The sequence below is a fragment of the Chryseobacterium daecheongense genome (assembly GCA_027920525.1).
Lineage (GTDB): Bacteria > Bacteroidota > Bacteroidia > Flavobacteriales > Weeksellaceae > Chryseobacterium > Chryseobacterium proteolyticum.
Map to the genome: position 1 here is coordinate 2,525,563 of CP115858.1, position 15,879 is coordinate 2,541,441.

Genomic DNA, 15,879 nt, shown 5'->3' on the forward strand with positions numbered 1-15,879 from the left:
TTATAATCTTCAAAGATAATCAAAATGAGTCCAAAAAACTATAGAGTACGAGTAGGAATTTCAATAGGTGATTTCAATGGCATCGGCCCTGAGATCATTATGAAGTCTTTGAAAGACAAAACGATCACAGATTTTTTCACTCCTGTAATCTTCGGATCCGGGAAATTATTTACCTATCAGAAGAATATTTTCAAACTGAATCTTAATTTCAATTATATCAATGAAGCCTCTCAGGCTCAGACGGGAAAACTGAATATGGTCAATCTTGCCAAGGAAAATTCTAATGTAGAGTTGGGAACTCCTACCGAAGAATCCACCCAAATGGCAATATCCTCTCTGGAGGCTGCTACAGAAGCTTTAATCAAAGGAGACATTGACGTACTTGTTACCGCGCCTATCAATAAGGATGAAATGATGAAACTAGGCTTTAAACATGCTGGACATACTGGATATTTTGAAGAAAAATTCAATAAAAAAGGCTTAATGTTTTTAGTAACGGATGATTTAAAAGTAGCCGTTTCTACGCATCATATTCCTTTAGCTAAGGTGGCCGAAAGTATTTCGAAAGAAAAAATCAAAAAACAGATCAAAGCCTTAAACCAAACTTTAATTGAAGATTTCTGTATTCAAAAACCCAAAATTGCCGTATTAGGACTGAATCCCCATTCCGGAGACGGAGGAGTAATTGGTAGCGAGGAAATAGAGATTATCGGACCAGCCATCAAAGAACTTTCAGACAATGGAGTTTTAGCTTTCGGACCATTTCCTGCGGACAGTTTTTTCCAACCCAATAAATATAAAAACTTCGATGCCGTTTTAGCAATGTACCATGATCAGGGCCTTGCTCCTTTCAAAACACTGGCTTATGAAGAAGGTGTAAATTATACTGCAGGACTACCTTTTATCAGAACTTCTCCCGACCATGGAGTCGCTTATGATATTGCAGGAAAAAATATCGCCGATGAACAGAGTTTTACAGAAGCTATTTTTACAGCTATTAAAATTTTTAAGAACAGAAGCGAATATAACGATCTCATGAGCAATAGGATGCAGCCAAGAAAAATGGCTGTAGATAATGGAATAGATGAAGATCTTCCTGATGAAAATGAAGCATAACTCTTCCAAACACATTTAAAATTAATTTGTTTGATATTTTATTTGTAATTATAAAAAAAATGCATATTTTTGCACACTCATTTTATGGACAAGTTAAGAAACTATGACGTAAGCTTTTCCGGATTAAAAAACGGCAAGCATCAGTTCAAATTTGAGATAGACCAATCGTTCTTTCAATTATTTGACACTGAACAGGAATTTACAAATCCTAGAATAACAGTAGATGTTCTTTTGGAAAAGCATACTACTTTTTTAGAGTTTGAAATAAAAATTGATGGAACCGTAGAATTGGTTTGCGATATTACAAGCGCCGATTTTGACCATCAGATTGAAAATGAAATTAAAGTCCTGGTCAAGTTTGGAGAAGAATATGATGATAGTGACGAAAACGTTATTACTATTCCAAGCTCGGACCACGCTTTCAATGTAGCACAGTTGATTTACGAAAATGTAGTACTTTCCATACCTATGAAAAAAGTATCTCCTGACGTAAGTGATGAAGATTTAAAAATTTTGGACCAGTTCAGTCCTAAAGATATTGAAGAAAAGGAAGAGGAAGAACATGAGAGTGACCCAAGATGGGAAGCTTTAAAAAAATTAAAAGATAAAAATTAAAATAATTTAAATATGATGAGATGATGAAAAAAATCTCATCGCTCATCAAATTAAAAAAGTTATTACACAATGGCACATCCAAAGAGAAGACAATCGTCCACAAGAAGAGATAAGAGAAGAACTCACTACAAAGCAGTAGTTCCTCAATTAGCGAAAGATGCAACTACAGGTGAACACCACCTTTACCACAGAGCTCACTGGCATGAAGGAAAACTTTACTATAGAGGTAAAGTAGTACTAGAGAAAACAGTGGAAACTACTGAAGAAAACTAAGAGGTAAATTTAAAAAAACCTCATTTTAATACAAAAATCGCCCAATTTCATCAAAATTGGGCGATTTTTTGTTGTTTTTTATGTTTTTTTGGTATCTTTGGCTCAAAATCAAATATCAAATTTATGGACATTAAAGACATACAAAATCTTATCAAGTTTGTATCTAAAGCCGAAGTTTCAGAGGTTAAATACAAGACTAAAGATTTCGAAATCACTATTAAAACTCCATTAGCAGGAAGCGAAGTAAACTATGCACAACCAGCAGTTTACCACACTGCTCCTCAGCAAGTAGCAGCTCCTGTACAAACTCCAGCTGCCACTACTCCAACTGAAAAAGTAGAAGCAGCTTCTGATGACAGCAAGTATTTAACTATTAAGTCTCCAATGATTGGTACCTTCTACAGAAAGCCATCTCCAGATAAAGACGTTTTTGTAAATGTAGGTGATGAAGTTTCCAACGGAAAAATCGTTTGTGTAATTGAAGCAATGAAATTATTCAATCAGATAGAATCTGAGATCAGCGGTAAAATCGTTAAGATATTGGTAGACGATGCTACTCCTGTAGAGTACGACCAACCTTTATTCCTAGTAGATCCATCTTAATTTAGAAGTTAGATGTTAGACATTGGATGTTAGATTAAATTCTACATTAAAATAACATTATCTAATTTTCAAATTATCTAATTTTCAAATTGAAGAAGATGTTCAAAAAAATATTAATAGCCAACCGTGGCGAGATTGCAATGCGTATTCTTCGTACTTGCAAAGAAATGGGGATCAAAACCGTTGCAGTTTACTCTACTGCAGATAAAGACAGTCTTCACGTAAGATTTGCCGATGAAGCAGTTTGTATTGGTCCTGCAATGAGCAAAGACTCATACCTTAAAATTCCAAATATCATTGCTGCTGCAGAAATTACTAATGCAGATGCTATTCACCCTGGTTATGGATTCCTATCTGAAAATGCGAATTTTTCAAGAATCTGTCAGAAAAATGGGATAAAGTTTATTGGTGCTTCCCCAGAACAAATTGAGAAAATGGGTGACAAAGCGAACGCCAAAGCAACCATGAAGGCTGCAGGTGTGCCATGTGTTCCAGGTTCTGACGGTCTTATTGAATCATACGAGCATGCAGTGAAAGTTGCTGAAGAGACAGGATATCCTGTAATGATCAAAGCAACTGCCGGTGGAGGTGGAAAAGGAATGAGAGCTGTCTGGAAAGCAGAAGATCTTAAGGAGCATTGGGATTCTGCCATTCAGGAGGCTGTAGCCGCTTTTGGAAACGGAGGTATGTACATGGAAAAATTAATTGAAGAGCCTAGACATATCGAAATTCAGGTTGCCGGAGATCAATATGGTAAAGCCTGTCACCTTTCTGAAAGAGACTGTTCCGTACAAAGAAGAAATCAAAAACTGACAGAAGAAACTCCTTCTCCGTTTATGACCGATGAACTTCGTGAGAAAATGGGGGCAGCAGCAGTAAAAGCAGCTGAATTCATTGGTTACGAAGGTGTGGGAACAATCGAATTCCTGGTGGACAAACACAGAAATTTCTATTTCATGGAAATGAACACAAGGATTCAGGTAGAACACCCTATTACCGAGCAGGTAATTGATTATGATTTGATCAGGGAGCAAATCCTGTTAGCTGCAGGAACTCCAATATCAGGAATCAATTATTACCCGAAATTACATTCAATTGAATGTAGAATTAATGCTGAAGATCCATATGCTGACTTCAGACCTTCTCCAGGAAAAATAACAGGATTAAATATCCCTGGGGGACATGGAATCAGAGTAGACACTCATGTTTACTCAGGATATACGATCCCTTCTAATTACGACTCTATGATTGCAAAGCTAATTACTACGGCTCAAACCCGTGAAGAAGCAATTGCTAAAATGAGACGTGCATTGGAAGAGTTTTATATTGAAGGAGTAAAAACAACGATTCCTTTCCACAGACAATTAATGGATGACGAAAATTATCTTGCAGGAAACTACACTACAAAGTTCATGGAAGACTTTGTAATGGATAGAAAATATGATAATCATTAAGATTATTTAATATAAAAAACAGAAACTGCCTCAAATCGGGGCAGTTTTTTATTGATACCTTATCATATTAAATTATTAACTTTGTACAAAACCAAAAGAATATGTCAACAGTAGAAACAGAAAAAAATTCACAGTATTTTATTGACCTTGAAGACAAACATGGAGCACATAATTACCATCCTCTTCCCGTAGTTTTAGACCGAGGAGAAGGTGTGTTTGTATGGGATGTAGAAGGCAGGAAATATTATGATTTTCTTTCAGCTTATTCTGCCGTAAACCAAGGCCACTCCCATCCAAAAATCGTAGATGCCTTAGTAAATCAGGCTAAAAAGCTTGCCCTTACCTCAAGAGCTTTTTACAATTCAAAATTAGGAGAGTACGAAAAGAAGATTACTACTTTATTTGGTTTTGATAAAGTGTTACCGATGAACTCTGGTGCTGAAGCAGTAGAAACAGCAGTGAAACTTGCCAGAAAATGGAGTTATGAAGTTAAAGGGATTTCAGAAAACGCAGCGAAAATAATTGTTTGCGAAAATAATTTCCATGGTAGAACAACTACTATTGTTTCATTTTCTAACGATCCGGATGCGAATCAAAATTATGGGCCTTTTACACCGGGTTTTATTAAAATCGCATATAATGATCTTTCAGCTCTGGAAGAAGTATTAAACAATGAAGCAGAAAATATTGCCGCATTTTTAGTTGAACCCATTCAGGGTGAAGCCGGAGTGTATGTTCCGGATGAGGGCTTTCTTAAAGGAGCTTCTGAGCTGTGTAAAAAACATAATGTTCTTTTTATTGCGGACGAAGTACAGACGGGTATTGCAAGAACCGGGAAACTGATTGCCTGTTACCATGAAAATGTGCAGCCAGATATCCTGATTTTAGGGAAAGCACTTTCCGGAGGAATGTATCCTGTATCTGCTGTTCTTGCTAACAATGAAATCATGAACGTTATTAAACCCGGACAGCACGGTTCAACATTTGGAGGAAATCCAATAGCCTGTGCAGTAGCCGTAGCAGCTTTAGATGTTGTAGCAGATGAGCACCTATCTGAAAGAGCCGAACAATTAGGACAGCTTTTCAGAAATGAGATTCAAAAATTAATTGAAAAATCTGACCTTATTACTAAAGTACGAGGTAAAGGATTGTTAAATGCGATTCTAATCAATGATACTCCTGACAGTTCTACAGCGTGGAACCTGTGTCTGAAATTAAAAGAAAACGGACTGCTTGCCAAGCCTACTCACGGAAATATCATCAGATTAGCACCACCTTTGGTCATTACAGAGGAGCAGTTACTTGATTGTATAGAAATCATTAAAAAAACGATTCTCGAGTTTAAATAATGTCTCTTACTCTGGCTGTCATTACTTATAATGAAGAGCATAACATTGCAAGACTTTTAGATTCCCTTTATAATATCGTCGATGAAATTATAATCGTCGATAGCTATTCAACTGATCGCACAAAAGAAATTGTCCTTCAACAATATCCCGAGGTCAAGTTTTTTGAAAAGAAATTTAACGGGTATGGTGAACAGAAAAACCATGCCCTTTCATTATGTTCTGGTGAATGGATTTTATTTCTGGACGCTGATGAAGTCCCTGATACGGAACTAAGAAATTCTATCAGGCATGTAACGTCGTTAAATAATCCTGAATATCATATTTATAAGACGAAATTTAATAACCACCTAGGGACTCATTTGATAAGGTATGGAGGCTGGGGAACTGTATCCCGAGAAAGATTGTTCAGGAAGGATTCGGCAAAATATTCAGATGATAAAGTACATGAATATCTGATCTCTGATAAAAAAGCAGGAAATCTCGATGGCAGGCTTGATCACTATACCTACAGAAGTATACATTGCCATGTATCAAAAATCAATAAATATTCTGATATGATGGCCGAGAAAATGTTTGAAAAAGGAAAAAGAATCAAGCGTTTTAAGGTTATTGTAAGCCCTGTTTTCGAATTTATAAAAGTTTTTATCTTTAAATTTGGCTTCCTGGATGGGTTTGCCGGATACTATATCGCTAAAACTATGTCTTATTATACATTTCTCAAGTACATTAAACTTCGTGAAAAAATAAAATTAGAAGAACTTGAAAAAAAATACCACAAGAAAGCCCTATGATGTTATACCTAATTATTATATCTATTATATTGGTATTGTTAGTGATACATTTCAGACTCTATCTCATTTTCTTCACTGAAAACAGATTGATTATCCTCATGTACCACCAGATAGGAGAAAAAAGTACAGATGCCCTCATGGTAAGCCTTGATAATCTTGAGCGTCAGTTTAAATATCTGAAAGACAAAAATTACACTTCTAAATTCTTTTCGGATATCAACATTCCGACTAAGAATAGCATTATATTAACCTTCGATGATGGTTATAAAAATAATTTCGACTATCTCCCTTCCCTATTGGAAAAATACAACTTAAAAGCTGTTATATTTATTCCTACAAAATTTATTCAGGAGGGATACAAAGATTATCCCATGATGACTTTTGAAGATATCAGAAATCTTGATCCGAATTATTTTGAGATTGCCTTGCATACTCATGCTCATGAAAATCTGAGAACATTAACACCAGAAGAAACCGAAAAGGATCTTGAAACAAATATGCAAATTCTCAATGACCATCATATTAGGTATAAAAAGATCCTCGCTTATCCTTATGGAAAATACCCCAAGAAAGGTGAGGATAAGAAAAAGCTTTTTTTTACCTTAAAAAAGTTGGGAATTGATTTCGCCGTAAGAATTGGAAACAGAGTAAATTACTATCCATCTAAGAAATATGAGCTATGTAGAATAGATATAAAAGGGGATGACTCCATAGAAAAATTCAAATTAAAACTTATCTTTGGAAAATTAAAACTGTTTTAGAAGACCTAACTTTAATGGTTTTCAAACATCTAAATGGTTATGATAAATATAAGCGGCTTAATCATAACATATAACGAGGAAAAAAATATACAGGAAGTCCTTGAATGTTTTGATTTTTGTGATGAAATTATAATTGTAGATTCTTTTAGCACCGATAAAACCTTAGATATTGCTAAAGCTAATCCTAATGTAAAAATCATCCAAAACAAATTTGAAGATTTTACTAAACAAAGAAACATAGCTCTGGATCAGGCTAAAAATGATTGGGTCCTATTTCTGGATGGTGATGAAAGAATTACCCCGGATCTTAAAGCTGAAATAATTAATGAACTTGAAAAACCGGACAAAAAAGATGCTTATTATTTTTACAGAAAATTCTTCTTTGCAGGGAAACCTATTCATTATTCAGGAACCCAGACTGACAAGAACTTCAGATTGTTCAGAAAGTCAAAGGCGAGATATATTTCAGAAAAAAAAGTACATGAAACATTAGAAGTTTCCGGAACAATTGGAGAATTGAAGAATAAACTACTTCATTTTTCCGTTTCAGATTATGAGTCTTATAAAAATAAAATGATTCATTATGGAATTCTGAAAGGACAGGAACTATCAAATAAAGGAAAAAAATTTAATCTAATAACACAATATTCCAAAACAGCGTTCAAGTTTTTCAAGGCATACATTTTGCGGTTAGGAATATTAGATGGAAAAGAAGGTTATCAGCTTTCATATTTGCAGGCGTTAAGCACGTATGAAACGTATGAATCATTAAAAAAGGAACAAAAATAGTTGAATGAAGATTTGTGTAATTAGTTATGATTTTTGGGGCTACGACAAACATATTGTAGATACACTATGTAAAAAGGGTATTGATGCACATCATATTAAAATCGGAAACGTTACGCATTCAAACTTTCAGGAGAGAGCAACTAATGCCATCAGTAAGGTTTTTTTAAATAAGAATCTGAAAACAGAGAAAAGACAACAGTTTGTTATCGATTCGCTTGCAGCATTAGGCCCTCAGGATCAAATTTTGGTTCTAAATCCTGACACATTTGATATATCTACTCTTCAGGAAATTAAGGCATACAGCAAAAGACTTATTACTTATCTATACGATAGCCTTGAAAGGCTCCCCGTTGAAATTGAAAAACTTAAGCTTTTTGATAAAATTTTTTCATTTGATATTATTGATGTTAAAAAACACGCTTTTGAAAAGCTGACCAATTATATTTATCTGGACCACCATTCTTCAGAGGAGCAGAATCCGGAAATGGATCTTTTCTATATTACTTCCTATGACAATAAAAGAGTCTCTTTTATTAAGTTACTTACGAAGAAGTTAATCGCTTTGAATTTAAAATTTCAAATTATGATTATCGGTAAGAAAAGCTGGAAAAATCAACTAAAGAATTTATTTATTACTGTGCCGGAAAGCTTATCCATTATCTTTAGTATCAAGAAAATTTCCCATCAGGATCTTCCGGGATATTATAAAAACTCGAAAGCCCTACTCGATCTTACACGGGAAAACCAACACGGATTAAGTTTCAGGGTTTTTGAAGCAATGGCACTCGAAAAGAAAATCATTACCGACAACAAAGCTATTAAAGACTACGACTTTTATAATCCCAACAACATCCTAGTTCTAGATGAAACCTGCAGTAATCTGAATACCCAATTTTTTGAACAGCCGTACGAGAAGATTCCAGACAATATTTATTACTTTTACACAATTGATAATTGGACTAATAAATTATTTGATTTGAATAATTGAGAATATGAAAAAGAAACTCCTATTTATAGCTCCGGGGTATTATGGTTTTAATGAAGTTGTGTTTGATGGTTTGAAAAAATATAGTGAATGTGAGGTTACTCATATTAATTCTACTCTACCATATCAATATAAAAATATTTTTGAAAAAGTATATAATTTTTTTCTGAAAACGTTTCTAAGAAAAAACTTAAAAAATATTAAAAGAGGACAGCACATCCAACATATAATTAACAGTAATGATTATGATATACTACTTGTTAACAGGCCCGATGTATTAAGTCAAGCTGACTTAGCTTCAGCACTACAAAAATCTAAAGTCTCAATTGTTTTATTTTGGGATAGTATTAAAAAAATTCCAGCTCAAAAAGAATATATTAACCAATTTAATATTTGTTGTAGTTTTGATTCTGAAGATTGTGAACATTATCATTTACATTATATAACAAACTTTTATTTTGTTAAAAATAAAAGTACTGCTGTAAAATATGATGTAAGCTATTTAGCAACTTATGATCAAAGAATAGAGGAGACAATTCATTTTTTTGATTATTTTAATTCTAACAACATTTCTGCAAAAGGAAAAATTTTCACATATAAATCAGTCCCAATCAAAGAAGATTTACCCGATAATATAGAAGTAATTCATGAGATTATTCCTTTTTCAAAATCATATAAATATTATCTGGACAGTAAGATAATCCTGGATCTAGCCCATCCTCACCAAAAGGGATTATCTTTTAGGCCTTATGAAGCTTTAGGGCTGAGCAAGAAACTAATTACAACGAATAAAGAGATTATTAACTATGATTTTTATAACCCTAATAACATCCTTGTCGTTGAAGATGTAAAAAATTTGATCATCCCTGAGAATTTTATTACAAATGCATATGAGGAGCCTTTAGATTGGATCAAAGAAAAATATTACATTAAAAACTGGATAAAATCAATAATTTCTTTAAATGAAAACTAAAATATACTTTGTATGTCCTAATAATAAGTTTGCCAGCGGAGGTGTAAAGCAAATCTATCGACAGGTAGAAACACTTAACCGGAATGGCTTTAATGCCGTTATTTTACATAAAAAAATTGGTAAAAAAGATGATTGGTTTAAGACGGAGGTACCAATTGAATATAGCCCATACCTATTCAAAAAACTAAAATATTCATACAAAGAGAAAAAAGTTAACTTTTTTAGAAAAATAGCACTTTCCTTTCTTCAAAGGAAAAGTAAAAAAATTGAAAAAGATTCTATCCTGGTATTCCCTGAAATATATGGTCCACACATACACAATATTGAAAAAGACATTTCAAAGGTTATTTTCAATCAGAACTGCTACTATACTTTTGGATATTTTTCTATACATGAAGATTATCAAATAAACCCATATAATCACCCAAAAACGCTTGCTACTATAGTTGCTTCAGAGGACGCTCTTAATTACATGAAATTTACGTTCCCTTTAGCCAATATATTAAAAATGAGATTGGGAGTAGATTCAAGTGTTTTTAATTTTCATGATAAAAAAGAAAAGCAGATTTGTTTTATGCCAAGAAAACTAGGTGATGATGTTACACAGGTAATTTCAATCTTAAAACAAAGGAAATCTTTAAATGGCTGGAACCTTGTTCCGATAGATAATAAAACTGAGGAAGAAGTTGCGAATATTATGAAGGAAAGTATTCTATTTTTAAGTTTTAATCACAAAGAGGGCTTTGGTTTACCTCCTGTAGAAGCTATGGCCTGTGGTTGCTATGTTATAGGATATCGGGGGCAAGGAGGAAAAGAATATTTTAAAAATGATTTCTCAAGTCCTGTTGAAGATGGAAATATTATTGAGTTTGTCCAAAAAATAGAAGAAGCATTGAAATCTTATGAAAATAATCCTTCAGAGATCTTGCATAAAGGAAAAATGGCTTCAGACTTTGTTTCCCAAAATTATAATTTGAAAAATGAGGAACTGGATACCGTAAATATTTGGAATAGGATACTTTCGTAAATGAGCAAATATATAAAAAGGCTGCCTGAAGATTCAGACAGCCTTTTTTATTTTTAATTGTTTTAATATAAAAAATTAATTTACCGGGGCATAAAATTCAATTCCTTCATTAACCCAATAACTAGATGGGCCTAAGTTTGGATTTGTAGAAAGATAATGATCACCCGTATTTCTTGCTTTATAGTTATATATAGCTACCCTTCCAGCGCCAGGTTCTTTATATGCATAAAAGGCTAACCCCATGTAGATGTTCCAATAAGAAGTAGGTTGCAACGTACTGCTTTTTGAAAAATAGTGCTCTGATCCTGAAGTACTTTTGTAGCAATAAATAGGAATTGTATTAGGAGCTTTGTACCTAAAGGCTCTAAATGTTGGCCCTTCATTCGTCCAATAACTGGATGGTTGCAAATTAGTTTCGAAAGAAAAGTAATGATCACTACTTGGATCATTTTTATAACCATATAACATAGTGGTAGTATAATCTAAAGATACTTGATTATCAATCAAATATTGATCAACATAGGCTTTAAGCTGCGCCTTTTTAACTGGATCCTTTACCAAATCATAAATAATAACCAATCCATTATTCCCAAAATCTACCAAAACAGAGTTATTCGGTGTTGAACTATTTTGCCAGTTTGAAATATTAATCTTAGGATTACTTTGGTCTAAATTTAACTCTCCCATTAACCCTTTCGATGGATCTCCTCCTCTTGTCTTATAAGAAAGCTTTTTAGAATAATTTTTATTAGAGCTTGAAGTTTCAACATCATTGTTAACATTTACATCAACAATAGATGCTACAGCAACCTTAACTCCCACTCTAGCAGCATATTCACGATTTTCATTAGTCGTTTCGGATTGGAATAAAATATCCATTTTTGCTCCTGTATAAATATCTAATAATACGTGAGTCCCATAATCATTAACAATTTGTTGTGGGGTTTTAGTTTGTAAGTCCTGAGTAAACTCTGGTGTCAAATAGTTTGCTAAAACATCAGATGTGGTATTAAACCTTAGTCTCTTTTGTTTAATTGTAAGATTATAACTTCCATATATATATTTAGCATCAAATTTATTATTATTGGTTACAGCTAAATTAAAAGATGCAGAGAGAACTTTTTTAAACAATGGAAATCCTACTGTAGCACCTACTTTAGTTGATACCATTTTAGAATAAGCTTCTGCATTTTCTCCGTATTCTTCTTTATACTCCTGAGTAGCTACATTCTCAGTTACTAATCTGGAAGCTTGCTCTGCTTTAAATCTTGCTATATCAATTACCTGAAATCCGGCAGCATTGGCATTAGCATATTCACCAGTTGCATTATACCCATGTCCTAAAACATCATATATGCCATCTCCAGCAGATTTTCCCGCTGCTGAACGATTCAGGCGGTCCAAGTTTTCTGGTGTGGCCTCATTATTAAGTTCTTCTGTAGAACATGAAGCTAGAAAAAGCATTAGTATAGCACTAATACAAAATGAAAATTGTTTTTTTATCATATTTCTTTTTTTGCAAAAATAAAATTCCATTCCACGAGATAAAAATATGACCACATGATAGATATCACAAAAGAAGGAATTGTACAACATCCATAACCCCTATAAATAAAAGAACAAACGTTCCCAAATATTTGAATTAATTTAAGTCTAATCAATACAATTATTAATTATTTCCAACGCTCATCATTATATAATTGTTAATTTTAACCAAACATATATTTATTCTAAACAGTCTAAAGAATATATGATCCTTACCTAACAATACTATAAGAATTTTATCCTAGAGAAAATATCAGAATCGCAAAATATCTGTTAACCATATATTTTTGAGTAAATTTGCAAAAAATTAAAATTGATAATGGAGAAAGTAAGAGTACGTTTTGCTCCAAGTCCTACAGGACCTTTGCATTTGGGAGGTGTAAGAACCGCATTATATGATTATCTTTTCGCTAAAAATCAAGGTGGCGAGTTTGTATTGAGAATTGAAGATACGGATACAGCAAGATATGTAGAAGGTGCTGAAGAATATATTGAAGAAGCTTTAGAATGGTGTGGAATCATTCCTGATGAAAGTCCTAAAAAAGGAGGAAAATATGCTCCTTATCGTCAATCTGAAAGAAGAGAAATTTACGACAGTTATACTGAGCAGATCTTAAAAACGGATTATGCATATATGGCTTTTGACACTCCTGAAGAACTGGATGCTATTCGTGCAGAATACGAAGCTAAAGGAGATGTTTTTTCTTATGATAACAAAACAAGAAATCGCCTGAGAAACAGCCTTGCATTATCCGAAGAAGAAGTACAAAAACTTTTGGATGAAAAAACACCTTACGTGGTGAGATTCAAAATGCCTGTCGACAGAATTTTAAATCTTGAGGATATTATCCGTGGTAAATCATCTGTAAATACCAATACTTTAGATGATAAAGTTTTGGTTAAAAATGATGGAATGCCCACTTATCACTTTGCCAATGTAATCGACGACCATGAGATGAAAATAACTCATGTTATTCGTGGAGAAGAATGGTTACCTTCTTTGGGCTTACATACTTTATTATATGAAGCAATGCAATGGGAAGCTCCACAATTTGCTCATCTTTCACTTATTTTAAAACCAGAAGGAAAAGGCAAACTTAGCAAAAGAGATGGTGATAAATTCGGATTTCCTGTATTTCCGTTAGATTTCAAAGATCCCGAAACCGGAAATATCTCCAAAGGTTACAGAGAAAACGGATATCTTCCGGATGCATTTATTAATATGGTCGCTCTCTTAGGATGGTCCCCTGCTGATGATAAGGAAATTCTTCCATTGAAAGAAATGATAAAAGAATTTGATCTTCACAAAGTTCATAAAGCAGGTGCGAGATTCAGTAAAGAGAAAGCGGAGTGGTTCAACCATCAATATATTCAGTTAAAGTCTGATAAAGAACTTCTTGACATTTTAAAAAGTACAGATCTTGATTTATCCCACATTTCTGATGATAAACTAATCAGAATTATCCATCTTATGAAGGAAAGGGCAACATTTCCAAAAGACATTTATGAAAATGGAAAATTCTTCTTTGAAGCTCCTACTTCCTATGATGAAAAAGCATCAAAGAAAGCGTGGAATGAAGACACTGCAACCATTTTAAGTGAACTTTCTGTTGTTTTAGAAAAAACAGAAACGTTCAATGCAGAAACATTGAAGCAGGTGGTACATGATTTTGCAGATAACAAGGGCCTTGGAATGGGCAAAGTAATGATGCCTTTACGTCTCGCTCTTGTAGGAGAATTGAAAGGGCCGGATGTCCCAGATATCATGGAACTGCTTGGAAAAGAAGAAACTATAGTAAGAATAGACAATGCTATTAATAATTTTAAATAGAGTTTCATAATTTTTCATAAATTTGAACGATATAATTTACTTCAAGAATGGAATATTTAAGTTTCGAACTTCCTATAAAAGAATTAATGGACCAATACCAAACATGTTCTTTAGTAGGAGAAGAAAGTGGTGTTGATGTAAAATTAGCATGTAGTCAAATTGAGGATAAGATCATAGAGAAGAAAAAAGAGATCTATGGAAACCTTACTCCTTGGCAAAGAGTACAACTATCCCGTCACCCTGATCGTCCTTATGCATTGGATCATATCAATGGTATTGCAGACAAGGGTAGTTTTCTGGAGCTTCACGGAGACAGAAATTTTGCAGATGATCCGGCATTGGTTGGAGGCTTAGCTACTCTGGATGGTCACAAAGTAATGATCATCGGAACCCAAAAAGGGAGAACAACCAAAGAAAGACAGCACAGAAGATTTGGGATGCCAAATCCTGAAGGTTATAGAAAAGCTCTTAGACTAATGAAATTAGCTGAAAAATTCCGTATCCCGGTTGTAACTTTAGTGGACACACCTGGAGCATATCCTGGATTAGAAGCAGAAGAACGTGGACAAGGTGAAGCTATTGCCCGAAACATTTTTGAAATGGTTCAGCTTAAAACTCCGATATTCACTTACATTATTGGTGAAGGAGCTAGCGGTGGAGCATTAGGAATAGGTGTTGGAAATAAAGTATATATGCTGGAAAACACATGGTATACTGTAATTGCACCCGAAAGTTGTTCTTCTATATTGTGGAGAAACTGGGATCACAAGGAAGATGCAGCGAATGCATTAAATCTTACCCCGCAAGATGCATTAAGAGAAAAATTCATTGATGGGATTATCGAAGAACCTCTGGGAGGAGCACACTACGATCCTGAAACAGCATATTTGAATTTGAAAAGTTCAATTTTGCAAAACATTAAAGCTTTCTCTAAGTTTACAGGACAGGAACTTGAAACTCAACGTCAAGAAAAATTCATTGCCATGGGGCAATTTAAAGGATAAAAAATAAAAACGGTTAAGAAATTCTTAACCGTTTTTTTATTCTATATTGATCATTCAATTTTTTATTCAGAAACATTCAGCTCAATCTCAATATCTTTGCTGATCTTTTTTATGGAGGAATATTTTGCATCACAAACCATTGTTGTCAAAACATATTCTCCCTTATCTATTAAAATAAAATTCTGCCCTTTTGCAGGAACACTTAGATTGTAATATTTTTTCCCACTGATCTTTACAATCAAATTACAGTTCGATCTATTTTTAATATTGATGTATGCCTCTTTTAAATTAGTATCATTGCTAAAAAGATGAGTAAGCATAGCAGCTGTCCTTTTATTCTCTTCACTTGGTTCTGATTTTTTGCTTCCGCTTACGCTGGCATAATTTACTTTTGTTTCAGAAGGTGCAGATGCTGAATTTACGGCTAGTGTTTTGCCACTGTTCAATTCATTATTTTTAACAATTTTTTCTATTTTTTCTTTACTAATAGGCTTAATAGTTGGTTTTGCCTCCGGAGAATTATCCGCCATAATTATTTCTATCAGCTTCCTTTTAAAGTAATCTGTTTTTGCATGATTCGGGTTTTGTTTTAAAAATCCGGCTATTACTCTTGCCTCCTTTGAACTTTCAGCATCCTGTTCAGTATATATTATCAAAGTCTCTTTTTCCACAACAGCTTTAGATTTGGCCCTTTTCTTCTTCTGAGAAAAGCCAAGTGTAAAAATGCATAAAAATATAAGGAGAAATATTTTTTTCATTAACT

General features: G+C 33.6%; 16 protein-coding genes. 14 read left to right on the plus strand and 2 right to left on the minus strand.

Features of this window, described 5'->3' with window-relative positions; genetic code table 11:
* Positions 1 to 24: 24 nt before the first annotated feature.
* The 12 genes from pdxA (at position 25) to PFY10_11230 (ending at position 10,736) form a co-directional block, all read left to right on the plus strand.
* Complete coding sequence (gene pdxA / locus PFY10_11175; protein ID WBV54807.1) at positions 25 to 1,116, plus strand: 4-hydroxythreonine-4-phosphate dehydrogenase PdxA; 1,092 nt, start codon at positions 25 to 27, stop codon at positions 1,114 to 1,116.
* A gap of 84 nt (positions 1,117 to 1,200) precedes the next feature.
* On the plus strand, positions 1,201 to 1,731 hold the full coding sequence (locus tag PFY10_11180) for a DUF177 domain-containing protein (protein ID WBV54808.1): 531 nt from the start codon (positions 1,201 to 1,203) through the stop codon (positions 1,729 to 1,731).
* A gap of 69 nt (positions 1,732 to 1,800) precedes the next feature.
* Entirely contained in the window at positions 1,801 to 2,004 is a 204-nt protein-coding gene (gene rpmF / locus PFY10_11185) for a 50S ribosomal protein L32 (protein WBV54809.1), read from the plus strand.
* Positions 2,005 to 2,127: 123 nt separating this feature from the next.
* Complete coding sequence (gene accB, locus PFY10_11190) at positions 2,128 to 2,607, plus strand: acetyl-CoA carboxylase biotin carboxyl carrier protein (protein WBV54810.1); 480 nt, start codon at positions 2,128 to 2,130, stop codon at positions 2,605 to 2,607.
* Between the two features lie 98 nt (positions 2,608 to 2,705).
* Positions 2,706 to 4,061 carry an acetyl-CoA carboxylase biotin carboxylase subunit gene (accC, locus tag PFY10_11195; protein ID WBV54811.1) on the plus strand — a complete coding sequence of 452 codons (1,356 nt, stop codon included), beginning with the start codon at positions 2,706 to 2,708 and terminating at the stop codon, positions 4,059 to 4,061.
* A 101-nt stretch (positions 4,062 to 4,162) separates the two neighbouring features.
* Positions 4,163 to 5,410, plus strand: a complete 1,248-nt coding sequence (gene rocD, locus PFY10_11200; protein WBV54812.1) for an ornithine--oxo-acid transaminase — start codon at positions 4,163 to 4,165, stop codon at positions 5,408 to 5,410.
* Positions 5,410 to 6,201, plus strand: coding sequence for a glycosyltransferase family 2 protein (locus PFY10_11205; GenBank protein WBV54813.1), 792 nt, complete (start codon positions 5,410 to 5,412; stop codon positions 6,199 to 6,201). Before rocD ends, PFY10_11205 begins: the two co-directional genes overlap by 1 nt.
* Positions 6,198 to 6,962 (plus strand): polysaccharide deacetylase family protein, encoded by a 765-nt coding sequence (locus PFY10_11210; protein ID WBV54814.1) that lies wholly within the window; start codon positions 6,198 to 6,200, stop codon positions 6,960 to 6,962. The genes PFY10_11205 and PFY10_11210 overlap by 4 nt, the downstream gene beginning before the upstream one ends.
* 39 nt (positions 6,963 to 7,001) lie before the next feature.
* Positions 7,002 to 7,751: a glycosyltransferase family 2 protein gene (locus PFY10_11215; protein ID WBV54815.1), complete on the plus strand. Its 750-nt coding sequence runs from the start codon at positions 7,002 to 7,004 to the stop codon at positions 7,749 to 7,751.
* 4 nt (positions 7,752 to 7,755) lie between these two features.
* Positions 7,756 to 8,739 (plus strand): hypothetical protein, encoded by a 984-nt coding sequence (locus PFY10_11220; GenBank protein WBV54816.1) that lies wholly within the window; start codon positions 7,756 to 7,758, stop codon positions 8,737 to 8,739.
* 4 nt (positions 8,740 to 8,743) lie between these two features.
* Positions 8,744 to 9,709: a lipopolysaccharide core biosynthesis protein rfaS gene (locus PFY10_11225; GenBank protein ID WBV54817.1), complete on the plus strand. Its 966-nt coding sequence runs from the start codon at positions 8,744 to 8,746 to the stop codon at positions 9,707 to 9,709.
* Positions 9,699 to 10,736 carry a glycosyltransferase gene (locus PFY10_11230; GenBank protein WBV54818.1) on the plus strand — a complete coding sequence of 346 codons (1,038 nt, stop codon included), beginning with the start codon at positions 9,699 to 9,701 and terminating at the stop codon, positions 10,734 to 10,736. Before PFY10_11225 ends, PFY10_11230 begins: the two co-directional genes overlap by 11 nt.
* Before the next feature lie 75 nt (positions 10,737 to 10,811).
* Here PFY10_11230 and PFY10_11235 read toward each other — a convergent pair whose 3' ends face one another.
* Positions 10,812 to 12,242, minus strand: coding sequence for an MAC/perforin domain-containing protein (locus tag PFY10_11235; protein ID WBV54819.1), 1,431 nt, complete (start codon positions 12,240 to 12,242; stop codon positions 10,812 to 10,814).
* Positions 12,243 to 12,600: 358 nt separating this feature from the next.
* On the opposite strand from PFY10_11235, the gene gltX reads away from it, so the two are divergent.
* Together gltX and PFY10_11245 are read left to right on the plus strand one after the other, a co-directional pair.
* Positions 12,601 to 14,112, plus strand: coding sequence for a glutamate--tRNA ligase (gene gltX, locus PFY10_11240; protein ID WBV54820.1), 1,512 nt, complete (start codon positions 12,601 to 12,603; stop codon positions 14,110 to 14,112).
* Positions 14,113 to 14,159: 47 nt separating this feature from the next.
* Positions 14,160 to 15,116 carry an acetyl-CoA carboxylase carboxyltransferase subunit alpha gene (locus tag PFY10_11245; GenBank protein WBV54821.1) on the plus strand — a complete coding sequence of 319 codons (957 nt, stop codon included), beginning with the start codon at positions 14,160 to 14,162 and terminating at the stop codon, positions 15,114 to 15,116.
* 62 nt (positions 15,117 to 15,178) lie between these two features.
* On the opposite strand, the gene PFY10_11250 is transcribed toward PFY10_11245, so the two are convergent.
* The gene (locus tag PFY10_11250; protein ID WBV54822.1) at positions 15,179 to 15,874 is read right to left on the minus strand and encodes a hypothetical protein; all 696 of its coding nucleotides are present in this window, start codon (positions 15,872 to 15,874) and stop codon (positions 15,179 to 15,181) included.
* Positions 15,875 to 15,879 lie beyond the last annotated feature (5 nt).